The organism is Paenibacillus xylanexedens (assembly GCF_001908275.1).
Classification (GTDB): domain Bacteria; phylum Bacillota; class Bacilli; order Paenibacillales; family Paenibacillaceae; genus Paenibacillus; species Paenibacillus xylanexedens_A.
Map to the genome: position 1 here is coordinate 6,534,747 of NZ_CP018620.1, position 18,221 is coordinate 6,552,967.

The following is an 18,221-nucleotide window of genomic DNA, read 5'->3' on the forward strand; positions in this document are numbered from 1 at the left end:
TTTGCATTTTTAACCTCTTTGCCCAGCTCCACGTTGAAGACGCATAAGTGGACGAAGAATTTTTTGCAGAATACGGGGGTAACTGCCCAGCTCGTCCTTGCGCAGTACACGCAGCACAACCATGAGAACCAGATACACCACCACAACAAGCACACCAACCACAAGGCAGGTAAGCAAGAAGGATACACGCGCTGGCAGGAACAGTCCAAAGATCGTATTGCCAATCCAGTTCGTTGCAAATCCTACACCTGCTGCAAGCAACACTGTAATGATAAATCCTTTCCAACGATCTCCCATGATGGAGAAATCAACGATTTTGCGAAGGACCCGCAGATTCAGGTAAGTGATAACCAGGAAACAAAGGGCCGTTGCAATAATGATGCCGTAAATGCCAAAGATCGGCGCCAGAATCAGACTTGCGATCAATTTGATCACAACACCTGCTGCGACACTGATCATCGTAATCCGCGGTTTCCCTACCCCGAGCAAAATGGAGTTGGTGGTCATCATCGTAATCTGGAAAATGGTACCGAATGTTAACAAGGCAATGATCGGCGTTCCATCCAGATTGGTAAACAGCAATCCGTTAACCGAATATGCTGCCGCACAAAGTGCAATGACAATCGGCATACCTGTCAGAATCGAAATGCGCAACGCAAGTGTAACCTGACTCTTCAGATGCGCTTCATCCTTGCGGGCAAATGCTGCCGATATGACAGGCACCAACGATTGACTCAAAGCGATAGCCAGAATCGGAGGAATACCCGCAATACTTTGGGCTTTCGCACCCAGGATCGCAAGTACACCAGTCGCTTCTTCGAGTCCGATCTGGCCACTAAGCAGTGGTACCACAAGGGATGAATCGATGAAGTTAATGGCTGGAACCGCAAGTGAAGACAGCACAATTGGAATAGACAGCTTAAAGATATCACTGTAGATACCTCGCATCGGTAACTGCTCTGCACGCTCGTAATTCAATTGGGCCGCACGGTCGCTACGACGTAGCTTCAAGGTGAAGTACAGCATGACACCGAAGGCACCCACACTTCCTAATACCCCACCAAATGAAGCACCTGCAGCAATCGTCTGGTCATCATAATTCCATTGCAGCATGACATAAGCCACGATAATGGCTGTACCTACACGGGCGAACTGTTCAACAATCTGTGAAATACCACCCGCTGTCATGTTGCCGCGTCCTTGGAAATATCCACGCATCATCGCAATAGCCGGGAAAAGTAGTAACGCTGGAGCCAAGGCGCGAATGGCACTGACCGACTCCGGTACTTTGGACACATACGTAGCATAATAAGGTGCCGCGAACCACAACAAAGCAGACATGACTACCCCGGCCACAGCGGCAAAGATCAGGGCTGCACGGTAGATCTGTTGGGCTTCACTCGCGCGTCCGAGCGCATAGCGTTCCGATACCATCTTACTAAGTGTACTCGGTATGCCCGCCGTTGCTACAGTTAACAGCATTAAATATACCGTATTGGAGATGGTAAAAGATGCGTTACCGATATCGCCGAGGATATGCTCCAGCGGCACCCGTTGAACCAATCCGAGTACTCTTGCGATCAGTGCAGCGGCCGCCAGTATGAGCGTACCCCTAATGAATGTTTCTTTCTTAGACAAACGAATTCCCCTTCTTTCCTCCACACCGGACGTGCATCCCGTTGAAGCTAATCCTGAACGTTTAGGCGAATCTTACCACCCAGATAATAAAGAGAACAATCATGACGATTTGCAAAATAATTTTCATCACAGTACTCGTAAATAGCCCCACAACGGAACCAAATCCAACTTTCGACGCTTTGGAAGGTGAAGAACCTCCGATCAGTTCCCCGATAAATGCACCGATAAATGGTCCCAGCACCAGTCCAAATGCCGGAATGACAAATGGGCCAATGATAACACCAATGGTACTCAGCGTTGTTGATAACTTGGAGCCACCGAACTTCTTCACGCCCCATGCACTGACGACATAATCAGCCACAAACAACACAACAACAATCAGAATCTGAATGATCCAGAACCACACACCAAACGGATCAAAGCTGAAGAACCAGCCGTAGACCAGAAACGCGAAGAAAATCGCTACAGCACCAGGCAGTATGGGATATACCGTTCCAGCCATCCCCACTGCAAACAGCAGCACAATTAAAATCCAGGCAACGGTTGCGAGCAAAGGTTACTCCCCCTTCAAAATATGTTCACGGATCACTTCGACGATGCCGTCTTCATTGTTACTCGCTACGATCAGATCAGCCACTTCCTTCACCTGCTCCTGCGCATTACCCATCGCTACACCAAGACCCACGGCCTCAATGACAGCCAGATCATTCAAACTGTCTCCGACAGCAACAACTTCGGACATCTCGATGCCCAGCAGCTTGCAGACTTCAGCTACACCACTGGCTTTGGATACGCCGGCAGGGTTGATCTCAATATTAACGGGTGAGGAGTTGGTCATTTGCAGACCGCCCATTTGTTGCAGTTCCATCATGATCTGGTGACGCACTTCATCCACTTCCGTATTGAAGCCGAATTTCAACCATTCCAGACCTTCAATATTGTCCGTCCAGCGGTCACGATTGAAGAGTTCTTCCACGGAGTATGCCCAGTACCAGCTGTTATATTTCTCACCAATCTCCTGCATTTGGCGAATCAATGCCGGGTCCATCAGATGACGCATATGCAGATCATGTGGTGCTTTCCAGACCTCACTACCGTTAACGGTAACCATCGGTGTCTCCAGTCCAAGTTGGACAGCATAAGGCATCGCGTGGAATACGGCTCTTCCCGTAGAAAGGCACACATGTACACCCCGACGAATGGCAATTTGAATCCACTTGGCGGTCTCCTGTGTAATTTCATGATTATCGTTAAGTAATGTTCCATCCATATCCAATGCAAGCAATTTGTATTTCAGTTCACTCATACAGTAGTTCCTCCTAAGTTGTCTCTCTATTTCTCCCTAATTTTAAACATTCTCTCACAACAAGATCGCCCGGCACCCGTAACAACGGACGCTCCGGACGTCACAGCTAACGACATTTTACCACAGATCATCTGTATGCAACAAAATAACCCGTAATCGGCAGGATGACGCTACATTATCAATTTATATTGCATATGTTATATCCGGTTGCCCTTGTCAAAGTAATACGACCAGACACGCAAAAAAACCGCCTGCGATGCAGACGGCTTCTTATAATTTTATTTATTCACCTGTTATTCACTTAAACTTCCATTACCTTGCCGCGAATTTGCGACGAGCGTAACGGAATACAATGCCATGTTTCGGTGACAGCAACAGTGCAAGAACAAACAAAATTCCAGCAACAGCTACCATACAGCCCGCAATGGAAGCATCCAGGGCGTATGCCATGATGTAACCTCCAACCGAGGATGCTGCTCCGATTAGGACGGCATACAGAATCATTTTGCCCAGACGATCTGTGAGCAGGTAAGCCGTTGCCGCAGGTACAATCAACATGCCCACAACGAGAATCGAACCAACACTCTCAAATGAAGCTACGGACGTCATCGAAACGAGTCCCATGAGCAGATAGTGGAACAACACTACTGGAATGCCGCAGGCCGCAGCCAGCGCCGGATCGAAGGCACATAACTTGAACTGTTTGTAGAACAGCCCAATGACGACGAGGATGACTAGTAAAGTGATACCTAGCATCCAGACCGCCCTCGGCCCGACATCCGTACCCCCAAGGGTTAGCGTATCCCACTGTACATAAGCGATCTCACCGAACAAAACACAGTCCAGATCCAGATCAATATGCTGGGCGTTCAGACTAATCAGAATGACCCCTACTGCGAAGAGTGCTGTGAACACAATTCCGATCGAGGCATCAGACGAGAGTCCTCCCGCCTGCAAACTCTGTATGAAGAACACCGTCAGTAGTCCAAACACCGTTGCACCAAGTAGCATCCACAATGAATCTCTGGAACCGCTCCACAGGAAAGCAATCGCAATACCAGGGAGAACCGCATGGCTGATCGCATCACCGACCAGAGCCATTCGCCGCAGAATCAGAAAACAACCGAGGATGGCGCAGGCGGAAGAAACCAATACGGCCGTTAAGATAATCCAAAACGTTGCCATTACATCTCCCCCCGTTCCTGCTGATTTCGTTGTGTGGCGAGAGTCTGGAGTGTAGCCCGCTCTTCACGCATATACGCCGATTTTGCCTGAATACTACGCAAACGTCGAGCTAATAATCCACGACGCGGAGCCAGTAAGGCTGACCCGGCAAACAACACCGTAGCCGCAAGAACGGTTACAGGTCCTGTCGGCAGATTAGGTACAAGCGTACTGAAGATAGTCCCTGTTGCACCACTCAATGCACCAAATATGCCAGCCAATACCACCATCAGTGCGAGTGAGTCGGTCCAGCAACGTGCCGCTGCTGCTGGGGTTACCAGCAAGGCCGCAACAAGCACGACACCAACGGCTTGTATTCCGGCCACCACCGCGATTACCGTTAAGAGCAGGATGAGCTGCTCCAACATGGCAACTGGCAGACCCATACCTCTTGCAAAGCCTGGGTCAAAACTCACCAGTTTGAATTCCTTGAACCAGGCAAGACAGGCAATCAGTAATACGAGACATACGCCACCCATGACATACACATCCGTCATGACCATGGATGCCGCCTGCCCAAACAAATATTTATCGAGTCCGCTTTGACTTCCGCTCGCCCCATGCTGGATGCGCGTCAGCATCACTACACCAACCCCGAAAAAGACGGTCAGCACAATTCCCATCGCCGCATCCTGCTTGATTCGGGAGTAGCGCGTAATCCACGAGATTCCGAAGGTAGCAACAATGCCAGCCACCAGAGCACCGAACAGGAACAATCCGACCGACTTCGTTTCCGTCAACATAAATGCAATACAGATCCCGGGCAGAGCAGCATGAGCGAGGGTATCCCCCATCAGGCTCTGCTTGCGAAGAAAGGTGAAGGAGCCAATAATTCCGCTACTGAATCCCAGCAACAGACAGCCAAGTAATATCCAACGTGTATTGGGGTCAGATAAGATGGCAACGATCCAGTTCCACATGCACTACACCTGGCCTTTCTCCGTCCGGCTTCCGATCATCGCAATCCGGCCTCCGTACGTCTCTTGCAATGTATCCGGTACAAATACTTCACTTGTCGGCCCACCTGCCACCAGTCGTCCATTGAGCAGCAGCACATGGTCGAAGTATTCCTCGACTGTCGCCAGATCATGGTGAACAACCAGTACCGTCTTGCCTTGTTTCTTCAACTGTTCCAAAAGCGAAATGATCGCTTTCTCCGTGGTGGCATCGACACCTGCAAATGGCTCATCCATGAAATACAGATCCGCGTCTTGCACGAGTGCCCGCGCCAGAAAGACACGTTGCTGCTGTCCACCGGACAGCTGACTGATCTGGCGGTACATGTAATCACCCATGCCGACTTGCTCCAGGCAGTGTGCCGCCAGGTCTCGCTCCTTTTTCCCCGGACGACGGAACCATCCTAGATGACCATACCGTCCCATCATCACCACATCGAGTGCATGCGTTGGAAAATCCCAGTCCACCGATTCCCGTTGGGGCACATAACCGATGCGGCGACGTTGTTCCCTGTACGATTGTCCAAAGATCCGTACCTCTCCATGCATCTTCGGTACGAGTCCCAGAACCGCTTTGATCAGGGTGGATTTTCCTGCACCATTTGGTCCGAGAATTCCGATGAGCTGTCCTTCCGGAATATCGAAGGATACGCTGCTAAGCACAGGCTTTTTGTGATATGCAACAGCCAGATCCCTCACACTAAGAGGAGCCGATGTTGGCTGCGTTCCCTGCAAGTGACTGTTGTTCAGTTTCGTAGGAGTTTGTTCCAATAAAGTTGTATCTTCCATAATCCTGTAACTCCTCTCTTCATGTGATTCATTATTTCAGGGCTTCTACAATCGTCTCAACATTATGGCGAATCATACCGATGTATGTGCCTTCTTCCGTTCCCTCAGCCCCCATGGCATCCGAGAACAGTTCTCCACCAATGCTGACTGTATGTCCTTTTTGAGCTGCTCCAGCAATGATGGCTTCCATCGCTTTTGCGGGTACACTCGATTCAACAAATACTGCTTTGATATGGTTATCTACGAGATAATCCCGCAGTTCGCTAACATCTTTTGCTCCGTATTCGGCTGCTGTACTGATGCCCTGAAGCCCCATCACTTTCATGCCATATGCCTGCCCGAAATATCCAAATGCATCATGCGCCGTAACCAATACCCGGCTTGCTTCCGGAATCTCCAGAATCTTCTCACGCACCTCGGCATCCAGTACTTCGAGCTTCGCCAGATACGCCTCTGCCTGAGCCTTGTATTCTTCAGCATGGTCCGGGTCCGCCTCCACGAGCGTATCGCGTACGGCTTCTGCCGCATGCATCCAGTGGCTGACGTTAAACCAGACGTGTGGATCATATTCGGTGCCGCCTGTATCTTTGCCTGAGTGTAACTCCTCGACTGGAATAGTCTCTGTAACAGCAGTAACCAGCTTGCTTGAGGACATTTTCTCCAAAATGTCTGTCATTTTGCCTTCAAGATGCAGTCCATTATAAAAAATGACTTTTGCTTGTTCCAGCTTGCGAATATCACCTTGGGATGCCTTGTACAAGTGGGGATCAACTCCTGGGCCCATTAGCCCGGTAACATCAACATATGCCCCGCCTACCTCACGTGCTACGTCAGCGATCATTCCCGTTGTAGCGGTTACTTGCAGCTTGCCACCACTGCTTGTCTCTGCATCACTGGAACATGCCGTAAGTACAACAACCAGAACCAGAGCCGCTAGCGTGATGAACCCCCTCTGAATACTCCTCATTTTCACCATTAACAATTCAACCGTCCCCTTTCCCTCTCCTAAAATACTTGTCTGCATCTAATTTTGTTGTACAAGGTATTAAGTTTTAATCAAGACTAATAATGTTTCCCTTGTGCAAATTTTATCCGAAGCCAAAAAAAAAGGCAAGGGATTATTTCCCCTGCCTGTCCAAATATTTTTAATTCACTTCATTAACTTTCTGGTCACGATGGTAAAAGAGCCAAGTTCCGCGAGGTTCTTTTGCATTACTCTTTGTCTTTCCCTTCGTCTTTCTTACCTTTCGGCGTTCCATCGAGACCATACACTTCATCATATGCATCGAAAATTTTTCGTGCTATTGGTGAAGCACTGACTGACCCGAATCCACCTTCTGGTACAACAACAGCTACAGCAAGCTTCGGATTATCTCGTGGTGCAAAGGCAATAAACACACCGTTCTCTTTTTTGTTCGGTCCGGTCCCCTGCTCTGATGTTCCTGTTTTCCGTGCATAATCGTATGGGAAACCGTCAAATGAACTTACTTTGGTAACCATTCCTTTGTGCACTTCATTCCAGTGCGCCTCGGCAAAATCAACTTCATTAAGCACCTTAGGTTTGATCTCTTTCACCACATTGCCGTCCGCGTCACGGATTTCCTTCACCAGATGTGGTTCCATCCGTTTGCCCTTATTGGCAAGCATCGTCGTGTATTGTGCGAGTTGCATTGTAGTGTACTTGGCTTGCTGTCCAAAGGAGGCAAATGCCAAACGTGTTAGAGCTGATTCGTCATCATTATTATATTCTAGCCTACCCAAAAATTCATTAGGCAGATCTACACCAGTGGACACACCCAATCCGAATTCTTTCATATGCTCGTCCCAGATTTGAATACCCTTAGTGGAGCCATATTTGCTTAACAAACGTTTACCTACCATATCGATCATGAACGCATTGGAGGATTTCTCGATCGCTCTTCTCGCCGTGATAGAACCATTATACGCAGAATGCGAGTTCTTCACTTGTCGTCCGTCTTTCCCCAAGATAGCATATCCCTGATCGTGATAGGTCTGTCCTGCTGTAAATAATCCCTCTTTTAATCCAATCAGCACACTTAGCGGCTTGATTACTGATCCAAGAAGTATAACGGATTCCGCCCGACTAGGCTTGGCATCATTCGGTGGGAACGACTCGGTGGTTCCGTTCCGGAATACAAACTTAATTTTGTCATAATCCCAATCGTTCGGATCATAATCTGGCATACTTGCCATAGCTACCACATTCCCCGTATCCACTTCCATGGCTACTGCGTATCCGGTAATTGCTTTAGGCAGTCTGCGCAATTCGTCCGTTATCGCCTCTTGTGCAGCCATCTGAATTTCCTTGTTAATGGTGGAAACCAGACTGTAGCCTTTCTCTGGTGGTGTTTGTAACATCGTCCCATCTGGCAGATTACGTGCGTCAATATCAATGGACTGATATCCGCTTCGTCCACGGAGTTCTTCCTGGTATTGAAGCTCCAGCCCATCGAAGCCAACCTTCTCTTCCTCATGATAGACAAGCCCTGGATCACGCTGGGTACTTGCTCCTTCACGGATGGCCTTATATTTGGCAATGGAATCTGGTGCTCGCTTGAACTCTCTTGTGTAACCCACAACCTGAACCGCTACACCATCCGGGTCATATTTTCTTATGTTTTCTTCCAGCACCATAACGCCTGGATATTCCGCTTTTTTCTCCATGAAAAAGGCAATTTCTTTGGTCGATAGATCCGACTTCACAAGCCTCGGCACATACCCAAACGTTTTCTGGTAATCCAGATCCAATCGTTTGATGATCTCTTCCCCGTCCGGCTGCTCTTTGTCCCCTGGATTAAACTGCTTAAACACAGCCGCCAGATCATGAGCCAGTTCCTCCGCTTCCTGTCTACGTTCATCATTCCGATAATCCTCGTATAACAACACATAGAGGGACTGTACAGGTTCGGAATAAGCCAGCGCGACTTCCCCTGTCGCATCATAGATGGGACCACGAACAGGCGCGAGTGGAATGTCTTTGGTATTACGACTCGTTTCCATATACGTCAGTTCAGGACCCTCCACAAATTGCACAAAGGCTAATCTGAAAATAAGGATACTAAATATGACAAATGCCGCGAAAAAAAACAGATTCAGCCTTGCGGTGGAAGGCTTGTTGACGGGTGTATCTTCCTCAGTCATGGGTTTCTTCCTCAATCGGTTAAACATGTTTTAAGCCTCTCCCGTTCCTCTATAAAAATAAAATATTTAATCCGTCTTGTGAACGCGTTCAATCCGATTTTTAATCCTTTCTCATACAAGTCTACCAAAGGTTAGCTGTCACGTCTTTCAATATTTGGTTACATTTTCGTAAACAGAACTTTTACACTACCCCATCTACCGATTTCAATGTAAACACTGACATATCAACGTCATCCCGTTCTCCGGATCGCGTTTACCCTTCCCTTATATAAACGTGGTACAGCTCATATGGTTACATATTAATGCAATTAATTAGTTCACTCTTACGATCCATGCTCCACGTAAAACAAAAAAGAGGACCCACGAAGGGTCCCCTCTGTAACCAATGCCTCACATTACTGTGTGCCTGATTCCGAATCTGAATCTTTATTTTTGTCTTTCTTAGGTACACCGTCGAGACCGAATTCCTCGTCATAGGCATCGAAGATCGCACGTGCAACCGGAGCCGCACTGCTCGATCCAAAGCCCCCTTCGGGGATAACCACAGCGACAGCAAGCTTTGGATTATTACGTGGTGCATAGGCGATAAATACACCATTATCCACCAGTTTACCGCCTACTACCTGTGTCGATGTTCCTGTTTTTCTAGCAAAGTCATAAGGGAATCCGCTAAATGCAGATACCTCGGTTGCCATGCCTCGTTGTACTTCATTCCAGTAGGCATCGTTAAACTCCACCGTGCTGAGTACCTTCGGTTTTACTTTCTCGACCACGTTGCCTTCCGAATCCCGGAACTCTCTAACCAATTGTGGCTCCATCCGTTTTCCTTTGTTCGCCAGCATTGTCGTGTACTGTGCTAACTGCATGGTTGTGTATTTCCCTTGCTGTCCAAAGGAACCATACACGAGACGAGTCAGCGAGCTTTCCGTGTCGTTCATGTAATCCCGTATGCCAAGGAATTCATTCGGCAGATCAACCCCTGTAGATACCCCAAGGCCGAACTGCTTCATGTATTCATCCCATTTGTCAATTCCGGTCGCACCGTATTTTGAGTACATCTTCTTCCCAATCTCATCAATCATGAATACGTTCGAGGAATGACGAATCGCATCACGAGGATACATTGCACCATACACATGCCCTGATGAGTTCTGCACTCTGCGATTGTCCCCACCAAAGGTCGTTGAACCTCTATCCGAATAAACCGTATTGGTAGTGAAGAAACCTTCTTTCAAACCGATCAAGACACTAAGCGGTTTGATGGTGGAACCGAGTAGCACGATCGATTCAGCTCGCTTTTTAGAGTCATCCGGAGGGAATGAACGAATCGTACCATTTTGATACACATATTTGATATCATCATACTGATCATTTGTGATACTGCCTGTTCTCCAGATGTTGGTATCATAATCTGGCATACTGGCAGCAGATACGATTTTCCCCGTATCCACTTCCATCGCAACTGCAAATCCGGTCTTGGCATTCGGATGTAATCGACCGGAAACCTGATTCCGATGAAGCCAACTCAACTGATCCAGGATGGCCTGTTCTGTTTTCACCTGAACATTCTTGTTAATGCTGGAAATCAGGTCGTAACCTTTCTGCGGCGGGGTAGAACCTGCTACACCTTCAGGCAAGTTACGCAAATCAACATCAACGGATGTATATCCGCTTTTGCCGCGGAGAGCATCCTGATATTGCAGTTCCAGTCCATCAAAGCCTACAAATTCATTCTCCGTATACACCAGGCCCGGATCCGTTTGCGTTTTATTGGCCTCGTCCACCTCTTTGTATTTGTTCAAGGACTTCGAACTTCTGAACTTCTTCAGATAACCGATGGTCTGAACCGCTACCGTATCCGGATCGTAGAATCGTACACTCTCCTCGACGATCTGAATACCTTTGAACTCGTCCTTGTGCTGTAGGAAATAAGCAACCTCTTCCTCGGACAGATCACTCTTGATCAGACGTGGCATAAAACCGTTCGCTTTGCGGGAGTTCAAGTCCATCTCTTCAATAATTTTCTCCACCGTAAGTGGCTCTGAGTCCTTCAGCTTGTACTGTTCAAACACATCATGCAACCGGGTTGCAATATCCTGCACTTCCCCTATGTTAGGACTCGGTTTCCCATCAACATCCCCATAGTTTTTATACAGTGTCAGGTAGAGAGACTGAATGGGCTTGGAGTAAGCCAACTTCACCTCACCTGTAGAATCATAGATCGTGCCTCTCACAGGAGGAAGTGGTACATCCTTGGTAATGTTACTTGCTTCTTCCTGGCTAAGTTCAGGCCCTTCCACGAATTGCAAAAAGGCCAAGCGTACAATAATAACGCTAAAAATAACAAAGGAAGCGAAGAAAAATACGTTCATTCGGTAACTGAAGCGCCGTTTGTCCGTAAGTTCATCCTTCTCATTGGAATGTTTTTTCATCCATCCTACCTCTTTCATGACTTGATGCATACCGCTCAAACTGATTCTTCGCGGCATGATAACCTGGCAACGTCGTCATATTCCGGACCCATGTCCGTTGTATTGCTAAGCTGATTGATCCTTTAGATGGGTGTCGGCAAAATTCGGAGGATTAAACCAGTCTCCACTGATCGCCCATGTCGGGTCAAGCGGAACCCAGCTCTCGGAATCACTCAAATACACCTCATTCCACGCATGCGGACCATACCCTCCCTGGCCGTTATAACCAAGTCCTGTAACAACTTTGACTTCAAGTCCTTGTGAACGGGCCATCACGGCGTAAAGACGGGCATAATCAATACATACGCCTTTGCGTGTATCAAATGTATTCTGTGGATTTTGTTCATGCCATATGCCCTTTTGCTCATAGTCATCCACTTTACCATAGTCATACTGAATACGTGAACCTACCCAGTCGTATAGCGCTCTTGCTTTGGCTTCATCTGTCGATTGGCCTTTGACAATCTCACTCGCTGCTGATTCAATGTCCGTCGGAATATTGTGGTCGATGACTTCATATTTACGTTGCAGGATGCCGCCCAGTTCCTTCTGCACAGCCTGCGTAAAGACGGGTAGCTTGTCCTTAATAAACGTGCCAGACAACGGTTCAATAACCGATTTGGCCCCTTGCATATAGATCGGGGATGCTTCCACATATCGGCTGAACATGCTTCCAGGGTAAAGACTGACAATCATGAACAAAACTGCGATGACAATCATTCCGCGGACGGAGCCTATGATCGTGCCAATGAATGCACCCGTCAAGCGACTAAACATACCTTTAGGCGCACTTTCCTCGGCTGACCTCTGCCTGTTGCTAAAAATAAATGAAGAGAGAAACCCGAGAATCAGTCGGATGAGTCCATAGCTAAGTACAAATAATACAGCGAACCGCATCAGCGGAAAATCTGCAATCGCCGTAACCAACGTATAATACATCTGTTCCCACCGGTTCAACTCACGGTTAGGCATGGCTGAAGCATACTCAGACAGCCACTGCTGTACATATGGCGCAAGCCACAACGTTAAACCGATCGACAACAGAATACCAATGACCGCCATAATGCCATCCATCAGGAACCCAAAGAGTCTGCCTGCTGAACGCGAAGCCCCTCTGGACCAACCCTGCAATAATGAAGCAGCCACAATCAGCAACAGCATAATCGTGATGCCATTCAATTCCTTCAGGCTGTCCAGCCAATTCTGCAGCACGTACCGATTCCCCCTTTACTACGATGCTGGTGCTGTTTTGTTCTCCTGTGCCTGTTCGACAAACGTACGTATAGTTTCATTGTCGAGTTTCCATTCGCCAAGTGAAATTCCGCGGAAGGTCACATCAACTTTATCCGATTGAGTTCTGCCCTTAATCTCCACATTGGGACTTGTGATGGTGAACGCTCCATCCTGTCCTTTGACGTATTTTGCTTTGGAAGCCTCCTTCAGCATCATGCTGGTTGCTTCCTTCTTCAATGTGTCCATCGTGCTGGATTGTACGTCTGTCACTGTCTGTTTGATCTGATCAATGGAGATGCCGCTGTATATCAGTAGAGCCGCAATAATGATGATGGCAATCGCCCATTTCAATACGGTTTTGACCACATTCAGAACAAAGAACAATATGATCAATGCAACCACGATCACCAGCCAGTTCTGCATCACAAACTCTTTGATTACTTCTATGTTCATGACTACACCTTCCGTATTAGAATTCATTCGTAACACTCCCGAATATTATACATGATTTCCGAAGCTGCTGTCAGCTAAGCCCTCTCCCTTAAAAATAAACGGTCTAAGTTCGTCCCGCCGGGCGTACAAGTAGTACCATGAGGTTCTCCCGGGCGAACGGGGAACACGTTCAAGACCTGTAGTTTGAACATGCATCGCTTAACAAGGAGGGGCTTATGTGAAAACGGCCATCTGGCTATACCTGTTTTTGTTCCTTGCCGTATTTGATTTGCACGCTCAGTATCCCATTCTGACCCCTTTTGCCATCTCGCTGGGAGCCGCCCCTACTTTCATTGGCTGGATGATGGGCATCTATTCCTTAACACATCTTCCTGGCAATCTGATTGCTGGAACACAAATCGATAAACATGGCAGTCGCCGCTACATTGTATTCAGTCTGCTCGGTGCAGGATTCATCCTGCTCTTACAAGCCTATGTCCAAACACCATGGCAACTGCTGGCGCTGCGTTCCATCAGCGGTTTTGTACTGGCCTTCCTGTCTCCTGCATGTCTCGCCCTGCTTGCACAGTTATCCAGCGATCCGGTGAAACAGGGAAAGTATATGTCGGGTCACGGGGTAGTACATACCCTCGCGTCTGTGGTATCACCAGCAGCCGGTGCGATCATTGTGGGTTCCATGGGATTTTCTGCTACATTCTCAGGATTGGGCTATCTGCTTATTCTCACAGGTGTCATTGCTTTCATGACGATGCCTCGCGGCATCATCAAGCAGCATGAGAAAGTAACGGAACCTGCGAAACCTGCTATTTCACCAGCAGATGCCACAAGTGCCTTCCTGCCGGTGTCCTGGCGATACTTTGCCTTGCCTCTGGTGATTGCCTGTGCCCAAGGGATTCTCTTCTTCGAATTACCCCTGCGGGGCGGAGGACAATCGTCCATCATGTCTACCGGACTGCTGTTCTCTATTATCAGTATTGGGGCACTCTTCACACTCAGCATGTTATTTCTCAATCGGTATTCCCCCAAGCTGCGTCTGGTTGCGGGCGTGCTGTTAATGTCCTTGTGTTTTTTTGTGATGGCAGCCATTCCGCAAATTCCGTTGTCCACCGTATTATTTGTACTCGGAATGTCTAAAGGCATCATCTTTCCAGCTATGGCTACCCTATTTATCCGTCTGAGCGGAGGAAGCAAGTTGGGCCGCATATTCTCGTTGCAATCCATTGCCACCTCCATCGGCTCTTTCATCGGCCCCATCACAGCCGGGCAACTTCGTGTCGGGTTATCACCCTATTTCATCGCGTTTCTTTTGTTAATGATTGGTATGCTACTGCTTCCATACTATACATCCAGACGCGAAGCTTCCCTGTCCGATCCAAAAAGTATATTGAATTAGGCTGGCCAGTATTTTCATTAGCTTTGCATCATTCCCCCATTTACAGCTAAACTATATAAAATGGACTAACGTTTTACACTCGAACGGAGCGGCCTAGGAATCATCAGCGCCGTCTTTAAGATTTCATCTTTTCTTGATTATCATCATTAGGTATGGACGATCATTGGAAGTAGTGAAGGGGACGGAATCGATTTTGAAGAAGCGGTAGCGTTCGCCTTTGTCTCCATATTTCAACCTATAAAAAATAAAATCAATCAGAAATTTGGAGACAACAGCGATCGAAGGAACGATCCGTAACCGTAACGGCCACTACTGATCAGAATTAATTCCTGATGTACGTGAAAAAGAATTTAGAAATCAGAGGTGCTCCTGTCCGCGTGGTGAATAGTGTAAAGAAAGGAGTCCATTTTATATAATCAGTCGATTTTCGCTGCAACATTTCCCGGGGAATGTCGACATAAGCTCTCGAACAAGAGGTGAATATCATGCCTATTCATGTCATTGTGGAAGGTAAGAATGACCGAAGCAAACTGAAACGTCTGGTTGGACCCGAAATCAACATTCTATGTACGTTTGGAACACTTAATTCCCTCAAGTTGGAGACCCTGCGCAAGCAAGTCGGTTACGATGAAGTCTTTTTATTTATGGATAATGACAGTTCCGGCAAAAAAATTAGAGGTGTCCTTCGAGATGCTTTCCCGAATGCAGTACAGATGTATACACGACGAGGATATGCGGGTGTGGAAGGAACACCTGATGAGTATATCATTGCCCAGCTGGAGAAAGCCGGGTTAGAGACATACATCCAATACCCTGAACATCCTTCCTTTTAAAATGAAATACCAAAAGGCTGCCTTTGGGTTGATATCCAACCTTAAGGCAGCCTTTACAATATGAGTATCAGATGATTATTCCTTAATCAGATTGCGAATATCCTCGGCAATGACAGCTGGCACAACGTCCTCTGTATTAAATGCATTATATACCTTGCGTAGCTGGTTGTTCTCATCCACCAGACCAATCATATTCATATGGGCAAAATCATCCTTACTCTCCCCATCGATCAGGATCTGGAATGATTCCCTGGCAAACTGTTTGGTTTTGTCCATGTCCCCTCGCAAGAAGTACCATCCGGAATAATCCGCGTGGAAACGGTCTGCAAACGTCTTAATCTTCTCTCTTGTATCGACTTTGGGGTCGAATGAAATAGATACAAATGAGACATCTTTACCAAAGGTATCGTCCTCTTTCAACAGATCCTGCACCTGGGATAACGTAAAGGTCGTAATAGGGCAGACATCCGGACAACTGGTGAAATAAAAGTAGAACAATCGGACTTTCCCTTGAGTATCCTCCAGTGATACTGTACTGCCATCTACATTTTCCATAGAAAAGGATTGGATTTCACGAATCTCTGGTAATTTTTCCTTACTGGCAAATACAGTGCCCCACATCAGATACACAGCCATAATAAGTGCGAGCCCAAGCAGCATCCATGTCCATTTGTACTTTTTAAGCATCTTCCTCGTCCCTTCTGCATCTTTTCTTATGAATACGCATACATATGTGAATCCAAAATCACGTTCGTTTCGCTTTATCCATCTACTGTGACATATGTATTCAAAGAAACCTACTTTTTATGAGATTCTATATTATTGTAACGGTTTAAAGGAACAATGCCCATAAATATTTATGTAATATAACCGACCCCACATTGTCTGCCGCATTTTTTCTCAGTATCCGATATAAAGTTTATCATAGGAAATGCCAAAATAGTTTGACAAACTACGTACATTTATTGGGTATGGCACAGGAAATTGTCATAACTTTGAAATTAGGGATGTTTTGCATCCTGACAAACGGATATTATACACTATATATGGGTATCACCTAGATAGAGAAGTAATATGCCTTAGAACGATATACCACACAAAGGAGACGTTTATGGATACCTCTACACATTTTGTCATGGGGATTGGTCTAGCCGGTCTGGCTTATGTCGATCCTGTCGTCGCGGCGAGTCCCATGCTTGCAGCTGCGGTAATGGTTGGCACGATCGCCGGTTCCCAGGCCCCTGACATTGATACTGCGTTACGTCTCAAAAGCAATTCGCTTTACATTCGGAATCATCGGGGCTTGTCACACTCTCTGCCATTTCTCCTGTTATGGGTTTTGCTCATCACCGGCGTCATTGCACTGATATTCCCTGGTGTCCCTATTGGACACGTTGCCACCTGGACCGCTGTGGCCGTAGGCTTTCACGTATTCACCGATCTGTTCAACACCTATGGAACCCAAGCCGCCCGGCCTTTTACGGAACGCTGGATCGCCTGGAACATCATTCATATTTTTGATCCGTTTCTATTCACTACACATGTCATAGCTATCCTGTTATGGGCCTTTGATCTGATCGCCCCTGCACCACTCTTCGTTACGTTGTATAGTTTGACCGGTTTATATTATATATGGCGAACGATTGCTCGTGCACAAGCGGTCAGAAAAGTTAGACGTCTCGACAACAGCCCAGAGCAGGCAAGATACATCGTCATTCCAACGATATCCTGGAACCGCTGGCATGTGGTTAAACGAGTTGAGGACGGCAGTTATGTGATCGGTAAAATGGATGGTTCTAATCTGGTATGGAGTCTGCACGCCTCGTCTTCTACTCATGCGGCCGTTGCTGCTTCACGCAAATCGCCGGAAGTCAGTGCCTTCCTCTATTTCACCTCCTATGCGGTGGCAGAGGTTGAAGAACTGCCTGCCGGTTACAAGGTCCGCTGGGCAGATGTACGTTATCGACACCGGAAACAATATCCATTTGTCGCTGTAATTGTGATGGATCGGAATTTCGAAACGATTGATACGTATGTAGGCTGGTTAAGCGATGAGAAAATGGATAAAAAACTTTTATCTGCACGCCCTTGACGAAGTGAGCATGGCAAGGCACAATCAGACATAGGAACTGATACGCGAGAAAGCCCGGAGCGTTTCCGCTCCGGGCTTTCCGTTTATCCTGTTTTGTTGCTGTTGGTTAAAATAAATTATTTGCCAGACCCAGCCAGAGACTGCTCAGCGATTTGTACCAGACGTTTGGTGATATATCCACCCAAAGATCCTGTTTCACGGGAAGTGTAGTTACCATAGTAACCGTCTTGTGGGATAGTTACACCCAGTTCCTGTGCAGCCTCGATTTTCAATTGTTGCAGTGCTGAATTTGCCTGAGGTACCACCAAGTTGTTAGAACGAGATCCTTGAGCCATATTTATAATCTCCCTTCAATCTGTGTCTGTAATGTAATTGCAAGCTTGCAAGATTATTATGGCTCGTAGGCTACAGGTTATACGGAGTTTTACTAAATTTGTAGATGGAGGTTTTTCCCAATGAGTAAAGGCTTGTCTTTATGGTTCGCATTCTCTTCGATTATCTTGTTAACGGTTTCAGCAATTATGATCTCTTACTCCGGTTGGTTTGCTGCACTACTGTTTGTCCTGTCCATTGCCAACATTGGCTGGGGATTTGTGATTCGTGCCAAAAAAGAACGTCAGGAAGTTCGCTCGGCTGCTTCAGAGCCCACTTCTTGAGCAGGTCATTTGATA

General features: G+C 47.2%; 17 protein-coding genes. 4 read left to right on the top strand and 13 right to left on the bottom strand.

The window, feature by feature from the left end; all coding sequences use genetic code 11:
• Nucleotides 1-9: 9 nt before the first annotated feature.
• From BS614_RS28470 to BS614_RS28520, 11 genes are all read right to left on the bottom strand, one after another.
• Nucleotides 10-1,638 carry a putative polysaccharide biosynthesis protein gene (locus BS614_RS28470; RefSeq protein WP_074096383.1) on the bottom strand — a complete coding sequence of 543 codons (1,629 nt, stop codon included), beginning with the start codon at nucleotides 1,636-1,638 and terminating at the stop codon, nucleotides 10-12.
• 61 nt (nucleotides 1,639-1,699) lie between these two features.
• The gene (locus BS614_RS28475) at nucleotides 1,700-2,140 is read right to left on the bottom strand and encodes a DUF456 domain-containing protein (RefSeq protein ID WP_047841365.1); all 441 of its coding nucleotides are present in this window, start codon (nucleotides 2,138-2,140) and stop codon (nucleotides 1,700-1,702) included.
• A 54-nt stretch (nucleotides 2,141-2,194) separates the two neighbouring features.
• Complete coding sequence (locus BS614_RS28480; RefSeq protein WP_074096384.1) at nucleotides 2,195-2,944, bottom strand: Cof-type HAD-IIB family hydrolase; 750 nt, start codon at nucleotides 2,942-2,944, stop codon at nucleotides 2,195-2,197.
• 312 nt (nucleotides 2,945-3,256) lie between these two features.
• Nucleotides 3,257-4,129: a metal ABC transporter permease gene (locus tag BS614_RS28485; protein ID WP_047841304.1), complete on the bottom strand. Its 873-nt coding sequence runs from the start codon at nucleotides 4,127-4,129 to the stop codon at nucleotides 3,257-3,259.
• On the bottom strand, nucleotides 4,129-5,088 hold the full coding sequence (locus tag BS614_RS28490) for a metal ABC transporter permease (RefSeq protein WP_017692397.1): 960 nt from the start codon (nucleotides 5,086-5,088) through the stop codon (nucleotides 4,129-4,131). The genes BS614_RS28485 and BS614_RS28490 overlap by 1 nt, the downstream gene beginning before the upstream one ends.
• Before the next feature lie 3 nt (nucleotides 5,089-5,091).
• Nucleotides 5,092-5,913, bottom strand: a complete 822-nt coding sequence (locus tag BS614_RS28495; protein WP_244898219.1) for a metal ABC transporter ATP-binding protein — start codon at nucleotides 5,911-5,913, stop codon at nucleotides 5,092-5,094.
• A 31-nt stretch (nucleotides 5,914-5,944) separates the two neighbouring features.
• Nucleotides 5,945-6,889 (bottom strand): metal ABC transporter solute-binding protein, Zn/Mn family, encoded by a 945-nt coding sequence (locus BS614_RS28500; RefSeq protein WP_074096385.1) that lies wholly within the window; start codon nucleotides 6,887-6,889, stop codon nucleotides 5,945-5,947.
• A gap of 236 nt (nucleotides 6,890-7,125) precedes the next feature.
• Complete coding sequence (locus BS614_RS28505; protein WP_167544432.1) at nucleotides 7,126-9,075, bottom strand: peptidoglycan D,D-transpeptidase FtsI family protein; 1,950 nt, start codon at nucleotides 9,073-9,075, stop codon at nucleotides 7,126-7,128.
• Between the two features lie 395 nt (nucleotides 9,076-9,470).
• Nucleotides 9,471-11,507 (bottom strand): peptidoglycan D,D-transpeptidase FtsI family protein, encoded by a 2,037-nt coding sequence (locus BS614_RS28510; protein WP_047841307.1) that lies wholly within the window; start codon nucleotides 11,505-11,507, stop codon nucleotides 9,471-9,473.
• A gap of 105 nt (nucleotides 11,508-11,612) precedes the next feature.
• Nucleotides 11,613-12,758 carry a transglutaminase domain-containing protein gene (locus tag BS614_RS28515; protein WP_157116236.1) on the bottom strand — a complete coding sequence of 382 codons (1,146 nt, stop codon included), beginning with the start codon at nucleotides 12,756-12,758 and terminating at the stop codon, nucleotides 11,613-11,615.
• A gap of 18 nt (nucleotides 12,759-12,776) precedes the next feature.
• Nucleotides 12,777-13,259 (bottom strand): ATPase, encoded by a 483-nt coding sequence (locus BS614_RS28520; RefSeq protein WP_174806458.1) that lies wholly within the window; start codon nucleotides 13,257-13,259, stop codon nucleotides 12,777-12,779.
• A 190-nt stretch (nucleotides 13,260-13,449) separates the two neighbouring features.
• Between BS614_RS28520 and BS614_RS28525 the strand changes: the two genes are divergently transcribed.
• Together BS614_RS28525 and BS614_RS28530 are read left to right on the top strand one after the other, a co-directional pair.
• Nucleotides 13,450-14,625, top strand: a complete 1,176-nt coding sequence (locus BS614_RS28525; RefSeq protein WP_074096387.1) for an MFS transporter — start codon at nucleotides 13,450-13,452, stop codon at nucleotides 14,623-14,625.
• A 485-nt stretch (nucleotides 14,626-15,110) separates the two neighbouring features.
• On the top strand, nucleotides 15,111-15,458 hold the full coding sequence (locus BS614_RS28530) for a toprim domain-containing protein (RefSeq protein ID WP_074096388.1): 348 nt from the start codon (nucleotides 15,111-15,113) through the stop codon (nucleotides 15,456-15,458).
• 75 nt (nucleotides 15,459-15,533) lie between these two features.
• Here BS614_RS28530 and BS614_RS28535 read toward each other — a convergent pair whose 3' ends face one another.
• Nucleotides 15,534-16,145 carry an SCO family protein gene (locus tag BS614_RS28535; RefSeq protein WP_036605732.1) on the bottom strand — a complete coding sequence of 204 codons (612 nt, stop codon included), beginning with the start codon at nucleotides 16,143-16,145 and terminating at the stop codon, nucleotides 15,534-15,536.
• Between the two features lie 424 nt (nucleotides 16,146-16,569).
• Here BS614_RS28535 and BS614_RS28540 point away from each other — a divergent pair, with 424 nt between their 5' ends.
• Complete coding sequence (locus tag BS614_RS28540) at nucleotides 16,570-17,550, top strand: metal-dependent hydrolase (RefSeq protein WP_036605731.1); 981 nt, start codon at nucleotides 16,570-16,572, stop codon at nucleotides 17,548-17,550.
• Between the two features lie 116 nt (nucleotides 17,551-17,666).
• Here BS614_RS28540 and BS614_RS28545 read toward each other — a convergent pair whose 3' ends face one another.
• Nucleotides 17,667-17,885 (bottom strand): alpha/beta-type small acid-soluble spore protein, encoded by a 219-nt coding sequence (locus BS614_RS28545; RefSeq protein ID WP_017692386.1) that lies wholly within the window; start codon nucleotides 17,883-17,885, stop codon nucleotides 17,667-17,669.
• Between the two features lie 120 nt (nucleotides 17,886-18,005).
• Between BS614_RS28545 and BS614_RS28550 the strand changes: the two genes are divergently transcribed.
• Nucleotides 18,006-18,206 carry a hypothetical protein gene (locus tag BS614_RS28550; RefSeq protein WP_017692385.1) on the top strand — a complete coding sequence of 67 codons (201 nt, stop codon included), beginning with the start codon at nucleotides 18,006-18,008 and terminating at the stop codon, nucleotides 18,204-18,206.
• Nucleotides 18,207-18,221: the final 15 nt, after the last annotated feature.